12 protein-coding genes are annotated in these 12,752 nt (G+C 51.4%); 4 read left to right on the top strand and 8 right to left on the bottom strand.

The genetic code is table 11. The annotated features are described in order from the left end of the window. Nucleotides 1-289 precede the first annotated feature (289 nt). Nucleotides 290-688: an 8-oxo-dGTP diphosphatase MutT gene (mutT, locus tag EIZ48_RS13365; RefSeq protein WP_160652199.1), complete on the top strand. Its 399-nt coding sequence runs from the start codon at nt 290-292 to the stop codon at nt 686-688. A 105-nt stretch (nt 689-793) separates the two neighbouring features. Here the strand turns inward: mutT and yacG are convergent, their stop codons facing one another. The 8 genes from yacG to nadC form a co-directional block, all read right to left on the bottom strand. Continuing rightward, complete coding sequence (yacG, locus tag EIZ48_RS13360) at nt 794-997, bottom strand: DNA gyrase inhibitor YacG (RefSeq protein WP_338046919.1); 204 nt, start codon at nt 995-997, stop codon at nt 794-796. 25 nt (nt 998-1,022) lie between these two features. Next, nucleotides 1,023-1,760, bottom strand: a complete 738-nt coding sequence (gene zapD, locus EIZ48_RS13355) for a cell division protein ZapD (protein WP_160652195.1) — start codon at nt 1,758-1,760, stop codon at nt 1,023-1,025. Between the two features lie 24 nt (nt 1,761-1,784). Further along, on the bottom strand, nt 1,785-2,390 hold the full coding sequence (coaE, locus tag EIZ48_RS13350; protein WP_160652193.1) for a dephospho-CoA kinase: 606 nt from the start codon (nt 2,388-2,390) through the stop codon (nt 1,785-1,787). Between the two features lie 2 nt (nt 2,391-2,392). Next, complete coding sequence (locus EIZ48_RS13345; protein WP_160652382.1) at nt 2,393-3,262, bottom strand: prepilin peptidase; 870 nt, start codon at nt 3,260-3,262, stop codon at nt 2,393-2,395. Nucleotides 3,263-3,340: 78 nt separating this feature from the next. After that, a complete protein-coding gene (locus EIZ48_RS13340) occupies nt 3,341-4,567 on the bottom strand; it encodes a type II secretion system F family protein (RefSeq protein ID WP_428454176.1) in 1,227 nt (408 codons plus the stop codon). Nucleotides 4,568-4,581: 14 nt separating this feature from the next. After that, nucleotides 4,582-6,285 carry a type IV-A pilus assembly ATPase PilB gene (gene pilB, locus EIZ48_RS13335; protein WP_160652189.1) on the bottom strand — a complete coding sequence of 568 codons (1,704 nt, stop codon included), beginning with the start codon at nt 6,283-6,285 and terminating at the stop codon, nt 4,582-4,584. After that, nucleotides 6,285-6,740, bottom strand: coding sequence for a pilin (locus EIZ48_RS29740; RefSeq protein WP_160652188.1), 456 nt, complete (start codon nt 6,738-6,740; stop codon nt 6,285-6,287). The genes pilB and EIZ48_RS29740 overlap by 1 nt, the downstream gene beginning before the upstream one ends. 373 nt (nt 6,741-7,113) lie before the next feature. After that, nucleotides 7,114-8,001, bottom strand: a complete 888-nt coding sequence (gene nadC, locus EIZ48_RS13325) for a carboxylating nicotinate-nucleotide diphosphorylase (protein WP_160652379.1) — start codon at nt 7,999-8,001, stop codon at nt 7,114-7,116. Between the two features lie 317 nt (nt 8,002-8,318). Here nadC and ampD point away from each other — a divergent pair, with 317 nt between their 5' ends. The 3 genes from ampD (at nt 8,319) to aceE (ending at nt 12,741) form a co-directional block, all read left to right on the top strand. Next, on the top strand, nt 8,319-8,873 hold the full coding sequence (ampD, locus tag EIZ48_RS13320; protein WP_160652186.1) for a 1,6-anhydro-N-acetylmuramyl-L-alanine amidase AmpD: 555 nt from the start codon (nt 8,319-8,321) through the stop codon (nt 8,871-8,873). A 291-nt stretch (nt 8,874-9,164) separates the two neighbouring features. Further along, a complete protein-coding gene (pdhR, locus tag EIZ48_RS13315; RefSeq protein WP_160652183.1) occupies nt 9,165-9,938 on the top strand; it encodes a pyruvate dehydrogenase complex transcriptional repressor PdhR in 774 nt (257 codons plus the stop codon). Between the two features lie 139 nt (nt 9,939-10,077). Beyond that, nucleotides 10,078-12,741, top strand: a complete 2,664-nt coding sequence (aceE, locus tag EIZ48_RS13310) for a pyruvate dehydrogenase (acetyl-transferring), homodimeric type (protein ID WP_160652180.1) — start codon at nt 10,078-10,080, stop codon at nt 12,739-12,741. The last annotated feature ends 11 nt before the right edge of the window (nt 12,742-12,752 follow it).

Raw genomic sequence — 12,752 nt, 5'->3', positions numbered from 1 at the left:
GAAAAGGCCGCGCAAGCGGCCTTTTGTTTATACCAATCTGGATAAGTAGTTGTTCAGATAGTTGCGCAGGAAAAATTACTTAGAACAAGGCATGAATTGCCGCTAACTAGTTACTCTAATTACAAAATTCATAACGTAGTTAAAAGTGATTTTAACCAGCAAGAATGATCAAATACTTATGTAGATTGGTATTAGTCGAAATAAAAGCGGGATGGGCAGGGGCGTACTTTGGAAACATGTGGTTTTCGTGTGCACCGCTGGCGACTCGATATGGATAGCAGGTATCAGTTTGGAAAAGAAACAGGTGTGGATCTCGGCAGGGATCATTCTTAATGCTCAACAAGATGAGGTTTTTATCACCCGACGTGCAGCCAAAGCCCATAAGGGAGGATTTTGGGAGTTCGCCGGTGGCAAGGTCGAGCGGGGAGAGACAGCCGAGCAGGCAGTGATCCGTGAGCTGGATGAGGAAGTCGGTATTCAGGCAACGGAGCTGGAGCATTTTATGGCGCTTGAACATGATTACCCGGAAAAGTCACTGAAGTTTGACTTCTTCCTGATCAAGGCATTTGAGGGCGAAGCCTACGGCAAGGAAGGGCAGCCTGGCGAGTGGGTCAAGTTGACGTGTTTGCGCGATTATGCGTTTCCCGAAGCCAACGAGGTGGTGCTGGATAAGCTGATGGGGATATAACCCCGGTTGGTTCTGGATTAAGGATTATAGCTTGTGGCTCCTGGGCCCTAGGATGAGCTGGCTTGGCTCTTCCTCGCTCCCAGGGCCGAATATTCTCGTAGCCTTTTAATAGCCCATATCTTCTGACCAACCGTCAGAATCGGACATATCCGGCGCGCCCGGTATGGCTTTTTCCTCTTCCGCCCATTCACCCAGGTCAATTAGCTGACAGCGCTTGGAGCAAAACGGACGAAATGGGCTTTCCACGCTCCACTTCACTTTTGATTGGCAGGTCGGGCATTTAACAATGGTAATGTTGCTTGAAAGCACCGTATTAGATTGTGTCACATAAACCTCAGCAGATTGCTAGTTTAAAGTCGATGGCCTCGGCAATGCCTGCGCCTTCTTCAAAAGGCGAGAAGCGAATGGCAAAGCGGCTGCGATGGCCCGATATCATAGGGTATACCCCATAGCTAGGGCAAATTTCCAACCGTAACAAGTTGGCATCGTCGGCATCATGCTGGAAAAAACCGCCGCGAGCGATTTGTGGCTGATACTGGCCCGAGTCTCGGATCAGGCGGAGCCATAAATTGAGTGCTTCGGTTAGCTCGGCAAGCTGCTTGAGCCAGTTGGCCATGTCATTTTGCTTGTGTGCCAATGGTAAGTGTAGCCAGTGATGCAGGGCCGGGAGGTCAAAGCAGCAACTGCCGCCAGGAATAGAAAAGCGCTGCTTGATACCGCTCAGAAAGCGATCTTCGCGGATCTCCTGGCCGAGCCGGCTGGCAGTGATCAGCTGGTGATGAGCCAGATCAATGTTATCGAGAATCGCGAGCAGGGCGGATTGATCGACCCCGTCGATATTGAGCCAGCTTTTGAGCTTGGTGCGTTGTTTGTCGAGATCTTTCGCCAGCTCGGACTTGAGCTGGATCTGATCGAGAATTTCTAATAGATCAAACAGGGCCCGGAAGAAGATCTGATGCTGCCACTGATCATTAAGCTGGCTGGCATGTGTCATTTGCCTGATCAAATACTCAAGACGCAGATAAATGCGTACTTTTTCGTTTAGCGGATGTTCAAAGCGGTTTGTTAGCATACTTGTTTATCCGAGGTTAACCCGTTACTGATAGTGAAGGCTCATCGCTAAATACTGCTGATGTAGTTCGGAAACGGCATCGTCGAGCTCGTTACTGTCACCATTGTTGTTGATCACATCGTCGGCGGCGTCAAGGCGCTCCTGGCGTGAAGCCTGGGCTGCCAGGATTTTTTTGACATGGCTGGCATCCACCTGATCGCGTTGCCGGGTGCGTGCTATTTGCACCTCTTCGCTCACATCTACGACCAGTAAGCGGTGGGCCATGGTCTGCAGGTTGTTTTCCACCATTAGCGGGATCACCAGCAGGCAGTAAGGTGACGTTGCTTGCGCGATATCGGCCTTCATCTGTTCCCTGATCATAGGGTGAAGAAGGGCATTTAACCAATCTTTCAAGCTGTTATCGTCAAAAATGGCCTGTCGTAGCTTACTGCGGTCAAGGGTGCCATCTGTCAGCAGAATGTCAGTTCCCAGCTTGTCGACAATGGCTGTTAGCCCCGGAGTGCCAGGTTCTACGACTTCTCTGGCAACGATATCGGCATCAATAATATCAATGTTATAGCGGCCAAATCGCTCGGCAACGGTTGTTTTGCCGCTGCCGATGCCGCCGGTGAGTCCGATAACCATTGTCATGACTACAATCCCAGGTATGAAGTTAGGTACCAGTTCAGCATGGGCTCACCCCATAAGATGGCGATCCAGCCTGCCAGTGCCAGGTAGGGACCAAAGGAAAACGGGGTCTGAGAGTCTGAACTTTGTATACGCATCAAGATGATGCCACAGATCGCCCCGACCAAGGAAGACAAGAGTACAACAAAAGGCAGCAATTGCCAGCCGAGCCAGGCTCCCAGTGCTGCCAGGAGCTTAAAGTCACCGTAGCCCATGCCTTCCTTGCCGGTAAGCAGCTTAAAGCACCAGTAAAGGCTCCAGAGGGACAGGTAGCCAGCCATTGCACCGATAACGGATTCGGTGAGCGATATCGGCCCCCAGCCCAGCAGGGCAACCAGAATACCGGCCCATAGCAGCGGCAGGGTGATCTGATCAGGCAGCAGCATTTTGTCGAGATCGATAAAGGTCAGGGCAATAAGGGCAAAACTAAAGAAGATCGCAGCGATTGCCCATTCGGATACGGGCAGAACAATGGCTACGGTTGCCGTGACGATGGCCGTGAAAAGCTCGACGGCCGGATAGCGGGCACTGATTTTTGCCTGGCATGAGCTGCAGCGCCCTTTGAGGATCAACCAGCTGATAACAGGAATGTTCTCCCACATGCTGATTTGATGCTGGCAGTGCGGGCAGCGGGAGCGGGGCACGCTCAGGTTAAAAGGAGGCGTGTTTTCTACCGGACCGAACTCCGGGAAACATTCGGCGCACTCGGCTTTCCACTGCCTTTCCATCATAACAGGCAGGCGGTAGATCACGACGTTGAGAAAGCTACCGACCAGCAGGCCGAAAATGGCAGCAAAAACAGGAAATAGCCATGGGTAGTAAGTCAGCAGTTCCATGAAAGACATCTCATACAAATATGTCAGGGTATTGTAGGGGATCACAACGGCAGATCCTAGGTTAAGCACGGCTGGCTTTTACCCCATCACGCTCATTAACTTAAAGATAGGCATATACATTGCGACCAACAGGCCGCCAATCATGCCGCCGAGGAAAATAATAATCAGCGGCTCGAGGATTTTGCCGAGGTTATCGACCGTATTGTCGACATCATCTTCATACAAAGCGGCCATTTTATTGAGCATATCGTCTAACGAGCCGGACTCCTCACCAATCATTGTCATCTGTAGCATCAATTCAGGAAAGACATCGCTCTGGCGCAGGGCTATATGGAGTGGCATACCTGCAGCAGTGCTGCTGTGAGCCTCCTCGATAGCCTGCTCGATGTATTTGTTGCCGGCCGTTTTACCAGCGGACTGGAGGCCGCTCAACAAGGGGATCCCGGCACTGAAAGTAGTGGCCAGGGTGCGGGAGAACCTTGCCACCGTCGCCTTGAGCAGAACATTGCCAACGATAGGCAGCTTTAAATTGAGGCGGTGAATTGCCAGCTTGAATCGGCGAGAGCGCTGATAGCGAAAAATGAATAAAAATAGAAATGTTAACAGGCCAATTGCCAGGTAAATGCCGTAGCCGAGCATGAAATCAGAGGCTTTGATCACCTGCTGGGTAAACCAGGGCAACTCGGCGCCGAAGTTGCTGAAGATGCTGGCAAACTGCGGGATGACAAACACCAGCATCATAATCGTGACACCGATTGACGTGAGAGTAACCATTGAAGGGTAGATCATCGCCTTGATGACTTTTTTTCGTGTTGACTCGTTTTTTTCCCGGTAGGTTGCGATGCGATCGAACACCTCAGGCAAGTGGCCGGTTTGCTCGCCGGTGAGCACCAGATCGCAGTAGAAGTTATCAAACAGGGGGGAGCTGGTTTTCAGCGCCCGTGACAGCGATGCCCCTGCTTCTATCTGGGTGGTTACCTGGGCCAGAACCGCTCTGCCTTCAGCCTTGTTATGGCTGTTTGCCATCATTTTTAGCGCCTGGACAACCGGTACGCCCGAGGCAATCATTGTCGCTAGTTGGCGGGTGATGGCCGTAACATCGGCTGGTTTGAGCTGGTTTTTGAGCTTGCTTAGCGTCGATGGCTTGTGGCGTTTTATTTTTTTTACCTGGATCATCTGTTCGCCGAGCATAGTGCGAACGTCACGTTCCTGAAAGCCCAAGGTAATCCCCGAGACTTTTTTCCCGGCCTGATTAACGCCCCGCCAATGGAAATAGCGAATTTTACTAACTTGTGCCATCGGTATTCCTTGTATGAACGTTAGCTAAAATGCAGCACCCGCTGCAGCTCTTCCAGGCTGGTGATACCAGCGCAGAGTGTGTCGATGCCAGACTGTTGCAGTGTCTGCATTCCCTGGCGGCAGGCAAGCTCTTCCAGCTCGAGGGTCGAGGCGCCTGCTACCAGAGCTTGGGCGAGCTCGCGGCTAAACGGCATGACTTCATAGATCCCGACCCGGCCGAGGTAGCCTTGGTTACAGTCGTCGCACCCCTGTTTGTTGGCCTGGTAGACAGTGGCTGCCGGCGGTATTTTTAGCTGTTCACATACCAGGCTATCAAGCTGCTGCTGTTGTTTACAGCTATTGCACAGGCGGCGGGCGAGGCGCTGGGCAATGATCAGGCTGAGCGATGAGGCCAGGTTGAAGTCCTGTATCCCCATGTTGGTCAGACGGGTGATGGTTTCGGCCGCTGAATTGGTGTGCAGGGTAGACAGCACCAAGTGGCCGGTTTGTGCCGCCTTGACCGCAATGGATCCGGTTTCCAGATCCCGTATCTCGCCGACCATGACTACATCGGGATCCTGGCGCAAAAAAGATCTCAGTGCCTCGGCAAAGCCTAGTCCGATCTGGCTGTTGATCTGGACCTGGTTGATCCCCGGCAGGTTGATTTCGACCGGATCCTCGGCGGTAGAGATATTCCTCTCATCGGTGTTGAGGATCTTGAGCCCGGTATAGAGTGATACCGTTTTGCCGCTCCCGGTGGGACCGGTCATTAAAATCATCCCCTGCGGCTTTTTCAGGGCGTGCAGATAAGCTTGTTTCTGCGGTTCGTTGTAGCCGAGGATGTGAATATCCAAATTGGCGCTGGAACTGTCGAGGATCCGCAGTACCACTTTCTCCCCCCACAGTGTCGGCAGGGTCGAGACCCGAAGATCGATCGCCAGCGTCGGCGTCAGCTTAAGTTTGATCCGGCCGTCCTGTGGCTGGCGGCGCTCGGCAATATTGAGTTTCGACATTACCTTGAGGCGAGTGGACAGTCGTCGCGACAGGTGCGCCGGTGGCATGGCATGCTGGTGGAGGATGCCATCACAGCGAAAGCGGATCCGGTACGATTCTTCGTAGGGCTCGAAGTGGATATCCGAAGCTTTCTTGCGTACGGCATCCATCAATACCTGGTTGATATAGCGGGTAACCGGGGCACTGTCCTGGCTAAGATCGGTTGCTTCATCAAGCAACTCGCCGTCACCTAAGTCAACCAGCTCGCCCAGATCGGCATCTGTCACGCTGCGCTGGTGCTGGAGCGAATGATGATTTTCGCCGATCTCGCTGCCGTAAATCCGTCGGATCGCGCTTTCCAGCTGCTTGGCTTCAAGCAGTAAAGGTTCGATATTTTTGCCTGTGGCAAAGCGAAACTCATCCAGGGCATCGATCCGGGTCGGATCGCTGAGGCCGATAAACAGGGTATTGTCGTTTACCTGCAAGGGGAGCACCCGGTGCTGGAGCACCAGTTCGCGCTGGTTGAGCGCTTTGCAGCAGGCGTGGTAGTCGTATTGGTGAACGTCAATCAGGGCGATGGCAAAGATGTGCTCGAGGTGGCGGGCCAGTTCCGTGCCGCTGAACAGACCGAGTTCGACCATGGCAGAAGGCACACTGGTGCCTTCTGCCCGGACAACATCGACCACTTGCTGCTCCTGCTCCGGGCCAATCAGGCTAGCCTGGTGCAGGATAGAGGCGAGGTTGGTTTGCATTAGTTACTTGAACAATCTATGCCACGACCCGGTGTTGTAGCGGCGCATCCTGTTCCGGTTAAATCCCAATCAAAAACTCCATTTTGAATAGTTGGCGTGAGAGTTACTATTAATAATGCAGGGGTTGCAGCTCCATCGTTTGCTGTTGATGTTACCGTTATTATGCCATCATCTATTGCTAGCTGATCAACATAAGAAATAGTGGCACCAGCATCCGCTGCAGCAATAGCAGCAGGAATATCGTTACTACCGGCATCACAGCCAGCAAGTGTGCCTAGGTCTTGGGCACATAATGCAACCGCAGTTTTAATACCAGTAACTCCTGCTACCGCACCAGCTACACGGGTACGCTGTGTGTAGTCAGAGTAGGCTGGAATGGCAAAAGCGGAAATGATGCCAATAATCGCCACCACAATCATCAATTCAATTAATGTAAAACCTTTTTGTCCTTTCATTCATTTATCCTTTTTATTCAGCCTGTGAATATTGTTTCAAAGTCATTCCAGCATACTCACTTAGGCAAAGTGATGAATAATATGGCGATGATTACTCGGCCTACATTTAATTTAAACTCATTGATTTACATTGGTTGCATATCCATAAGTGGTTGCCGACGCAAATTTTACTAATGAAATTATCAGGTTAGGGGGCTGTTGATGTATAGGTTATTTGGGGAAGGAGTAATACGAGAGTAGGTGGTAATAGTCTAGTGGGATAGATTGAGGCGTTTGGATGTCAGAAAAAAGCAGCCGCTGGATATTAGGCTGCTTTTTTGATAATAACTTGCTCAGTAGTTCGTATTACTGATCGCACGTTACTTAAACCGTATTACTTAAAGCGCATTGACAAGTCCATGGCCTTGAGGTGCTTGGTCAGCGCGCCTACTGAAATGTAGTCGACACCGGTCAGGGCAAATTCCCGGATAGTCTCGAGCGTGACGTTGCCGGAGTTCTCCAGGGCCGCGCGGCCAGCGTTGATTTTCACCGCTTGGCGCATCATCTCGGTGGTGAAGTTATCGAGCATGATGATATCGGCGCCGGCATCAATGGCCTGTTGCAGTTCATCCAGACTCTCGGTCTCGATTTCTATCGGCTTGCCAGGGTTGAGTTGCTTGGCTGTCGAAATGGCCTGTTCAATACCGCCACAGGCAATGATGTGGTTTTCCTTGATGAGGTAGGCATCAAACACGCCGATACGGTGGTTGAAACCGCCGCCGCAGGTAACGGCGTATTTCAGTGCGCTGCGCAGGCCCGGAATGGTTTTTCGGGTATCGAGCAGGCGGCACTGGGTCCCTTCCAGCTGCTGGGCATATTCTGCAACCGTTGTCGCACAGCCTGACAGGGTCTGGATGAAATTCATCGCGTTACGCTCGCCAGTCAGCAGGATGCGGGACGGGCCGCTCAGGGTACACAGGGTCTGGTTGGGTTCGACGACCTCACCATCCTGGACATGCCATTCGATGCTAACTTCACCGCCCAGCTGCTTGAAGACTTCCTCGGCCCACATCTGACCGCAGAAGACACCGTGCTCACGGGTGATGATCGTGGCGATACTCTGGCTGTCGGCCGGGATCAGGCTGGCGGTGATATCGAGCGTCGGATCAATCGTTCCGCCCAGATCTTCACGTAAGGTGTCGGCGACGGCACGGGTAATTTCTTGTGGGAGTTGCTGCTTTAAGTAGTTTAAGCGCGATTCGCTGTCGTGCTTCTTTTCCATCTGAGTCATGACATGTCCGTAGCAAGGTTGAGCTGCTGAATAGGGGCGGGAGCCGCTCCCGGGTTTACTGGCGCTGATCATACCGCGATGGGCGAGGAGATCCTAGGTGCGAGTGCCTAGTTCCTAGGAAAAGAGGGAAAGCAGGTTCTAGGTGTTGGGAAGAGCGAAAAGCAGAAGCAAGATCTTGACATAAATACCCATCTCACAAATGCTGTACCCAGTACCCAGTACCCAGTACCCAGTACCCAGTACCCAGTACCCAGTACCCAGTACCCAGTACCCAGTACCCAGTACCTCGCCTCTAGGATCTGAATCAAATGTTAACAATCGACAATACCCACTGGCTCGAAGGTGTTAAGCATGTCCCGTCCCCCTTCTATGATCAGCGAGAAGACAGCCAGGATATCTCGCTGCTGGTGATCCACAATATCAGCTTGCCGCCGGGGCAGTTTGGTGGCCCGTATATCGAACAGCTTTTTACCGGTCAGCTTAACCCGGAGGAACATCCCTATTTCGAGTTAATTTCAGGCTTTCGTGTCTCTGCTCACTGTTTAGTGAGAAGAAATGGCGATATTATCCAGTTCGTCCCGTTTGATTGTCGTGCCTGGCATGCTGGCGTGTCGCAATTTGCAGGCCGTGACAAGTGCAACGATTACTCTATCGGGATTGAGCTGGAAGGAACGGACACCCTCCCTTATACCCAGGCCCAGTACACTACATTGACTGAGCTGACGCGGGTTATTATTCGACATTACCCTGACATCAATGCTTCACGGATCACCGGACACGAGTTTATCGCTCCCGGACGTAAAACGGATCCCGGTATTGCGTTCGATTGGCGGGCGTTTAAAACAGCGTTGCTTGATAAATAGCAACCGTCGGGCGAAAAACGGCCGTATTCAAATTGGTCAGACCATTAAACATTTTTTCGCCCATATTTCCCTTCATGACTGTTGATGAATGATGTTCTCTATGTTTTAACAAGTTTTCATAAGTTGAAATTTTTGTTAAATCCCCCTCCATTCTATGATTTCCATCAAGTTGCTGGTGGACATCTTCAATTATTTATGTAAACTTTCCTTCCATAATTTAATTGGTAATACCAATTTACCCACTAACGGGTTACCCGAAACGCTATAAGTACAAGAAGCATAACGAAAAAAATGACTTATAAACGAATTCGCCAACCAAAGCTCTCCGATGCCATCGAGCAGGAACTAGAGCACCTGATCCTGGAAGGCACCCTGTCTCCGGGGCAGCAGCTGCCGCCTGAGCGCGAGCTAGCCAAGCAATTCGACGTTTCACGCCCGTCAGTACGGGAAGCTATCCAGCGTCTTGAAGCCAAAAACCTCCTGACTCGCCGTCAGGGCGGGGGCACTTTTGTGACGGAAAAACTATGGCAGAGTTTTTCTGAGCCACTGCTGGATTTGCTGAGCGCCCACCCGGAAACCCAGCTAGATTTACTTGAGTCTCGTCACGCCCTAGAAGGCCTGGCTGCTTACTATGCAGCCCTGCGAGGCAACGAAGAAGATTTCACTCGTATCCGTGACTGCCATAAGCGGATACAAGATGCCCAGCAGCAAGGCGATATGAAGGCCGAAGCCAGTGCAGTCATGCAGTACCTGATCGCGGTGACCGAATCCGCCCACAACGTGGTACTCCTGCACATTATCCGCAGCCTTGCACCATTGCTGGAGCAAAACGTATTACAAAACTTTGAACTCCTGAACCGCCGCCAAGATGTGGTGGGGAAGGTGAGAAAGCATCGAGCCAATATTGTCCAGGCGATTATTTCTGGCGAGCCGGAAAAGGCCCGTGAAGCATCGCATGCACATTTGGCTTATATCGAGGAAACCTTGTTGGATTTATCGCGTGAAGATAGCAGACGTGAACGCTCTCTTCGTCGGATTCAACAACGCAAGGACGGGCTGGATTAGTACCGCTCATTATACGTCGAGCCGGGTAGTAAACAGTCGCGACAATATACCAGTCGTCATCATTATCTGTTCATTCAGCGGATATAAAACACACGATTGGTATTAAGTTTTGTAGATTATCAACGAAAGGATAGATCGCATGTCTGAAGTCATGAAAAATGACGTGGACGCACTGGAAACTCAAGAGTGGCTAGCAGCCCTTGAATCAGTCGTTCGTGAAGAAGGTGTAGAGCGCGCACAGTACCTACTAGAGCAAGTACTGGATAAAGCACGTCTTGATGGCGTAGATATGCCAACAGGTATCACTACCAACTACATCAACACCATCCCATCAGATCAAGAACCAGCTTACCCTGGCGACACAACGCTTGAGCGCCGTATCCGCGCGATCATCCGTTGGAATGCTGCAATGATCGTACTACGCGGCTCGAAGAAAGATCTTGAGCTGGGTGGCCACATGGCATCTTTCCAGTCTGCTGCGGCGTTCTATGAGACTTGTTTCAACCACTTCTTCCGTGCTCCGAACGAGAAGGACGGTGGTGACCTAGTTTACTACCAGGGCCACATTTCCCCGGGTATCTACTCGCGTGCGTTTGTTGAAGGTCGTCTGACAGAAGAGCAGCTAGATAACTTCCGTCAAGAAGTAGACGGTAAAGGTATCCCTTCATACCCGCATCCTAAACTGATGCCTGAGTTCTGGCAGTTCCCGACTGTATCTATGGGGCTGGGTCCAATCTCTGCTATCTATCAGGCTCGCTTCCTTAAGTACCTGGCAGGCCGCGGCATGAAAGATACTTCTGAGCAGCGCGTTTATGCCTTCCTGGGTGACGGTGAGATGGATGAGCCAGAATCACGCGGTGCGATTTCATTCGCTGCGCGTGAGAAGCTGGACAACCTATGTTTCCTAATCAACTGTAACCTGCAGCGTCTTGACGGCCCGGTAATGGGTAACGGCAAGATCATCCAGGAGCTGGAAGGCCTGTTTAAAGGTGCTGGCTGGAACGTTGTTAAAGTTATCTGGGGTAACAACTGGGATTCTCTACTGGCGAAAGATACCTCGGGCAAGCTGCTACAGCTTATGAACGAGACTATCGACGGTGACTACCAGACATTCAAGTCGAAAGACGGCGCTTACGTTCGTGAGCACTTCTTCGGCAAGTACCCAGAAACAGCAGCACTGGTTGCTGATATGACTGACGATCAAATCTTCGCGCTTAAGCGTGGTGGTCACGAGTCATCTAAGCTGTACGCGGCATACAAGAACGCGGCAGAAACCAAAGACCGTCCAACCGTTATCCTTGCTAAGACTGTTAAAGGTTACGGCATGGGTGAAGCGGCTGAAGGCAAGAACATTGCGCACCAGGTTAAGAAGATGGACATGTCTTCTGTTATGCACCTGCGCAACCGCCTAGGCCTGCAAGACCTTGTTTCTGACGAAGACGTGAAGAACCTGCCTTACCTGAAACTGGAAGAAGGTTCGAAAGAGCACGAGTACCTGCATGCTCGTCGTAACGCACTTCACGGCTACACGCCACAGCGTCTGCCAAACTTCACTGAAGAACTAGTGATCCCAGAAGTAGAAGAGTTCAAGCCGCTGCTAGACGAGCAGAAGCGTGATATCTCAACGACTATGGCATTCGTTCGTGCGCTAAACGTTCTGCTTAAGAACAAGAACATCGGTAAGAACATCGTTCCTATCATTGCTGACGAAGCACGTACTTTCGGTATGGAAGGCCTGTTCCGTCAAATCGGTATCTACAACCCGCACGGCCAGCAGTACACACCGCAGGACCGTGACATCGTTTCTTACTACAAAGAAGCAACGTCGGGCCAGGTACTACAGGAAGGTATCAACGAGCTGGGTGCTATGTCTTCATGGGTTGCTGCGGCAACGTCATACAGCACCAACGATCTGCCAATGATCCCGTTCTACATCTACTACTCAATGTTCGGCTTCCAGCGTGTGGGCGACATGGCGTGGATGGCAGGTGACCAGCAGGCGCGTGGTTTCCTACTGGGTGCGACAGCAGGTCGTACTACCCTGAACGGCGAAGGTCTGCAGCACGAAGATGGTCACAGCCACATCATGGCTAACACTGTTCCTAACTGTATCTCTTACGACCCAACGTTCGCTTACGAGGTTGCTGTGATCATGCAAGACGGTATCCGTCGCATGTATGGCGAGCAAGAGAACGTGTTCTACTACCTAACGGTTATGAACGAAAACTACGCGATGCCAGCAATGCCAGAAGGCGCTGAAGAAGGCATCCGTAAGGGTATCTACAAGCTAGAATCTTACGCCGGTGATAAGTCTAAAGTTCAGCTAATGAGCTCTGGTACGATTATGAACGAAGTTCGTAAAGCCGCTCAGATCCTAAGCGACGACTACGGTATCGCTTCTGACATCTACTCTGTGACGTCTTTCAACGAACTAACTCGCGAAGGTCAGGACGTTGAGCGTTTCAACATGCTTCACCCAGAAGCTGAGCAGAAAGTACCTTACATTGCACAGGTAATGGGTACTGAGCCTGCAATCGCTGCAACTGACTACATGAAGAACTACGCCGAGCAAGTTCGTGCGTTCATGCCTTCTGAGTCTTTCAAAGTACTTGGTACTGATGGTTTCGGCCGCTCTGACAGCCGTGCGAACCTACGTCGTCACTTCGAAGTTAACGCAGGCTACGTTGTAGTTGCTGCACTGACCGAGCTGGCTAAGCGTGGTGATGTTGAGAAGTCTGTAGTTGCTGAAGCAATTGCGAAGTTCGACATTGACGCTGACAAGATCAACCCGCTATACGCGTAAGAGGTAAATTA

This window comes from Photobacterium alginatilyticum, from assembly GCF_009910675.1.
Taxonomy (GTDB): domain Bacteria; phylum Pseudomonadota; class Gammaproteobacteria; order Enterobacterales; family Vibrionaceae; genus Photobacterium; species Photobacterium alginatilyticum.
The sequence above is the reverse complement of the archived record's forward strand: the minus strand, read 5'-3'. Positions and strand labels throughout refer to the sequence as shown.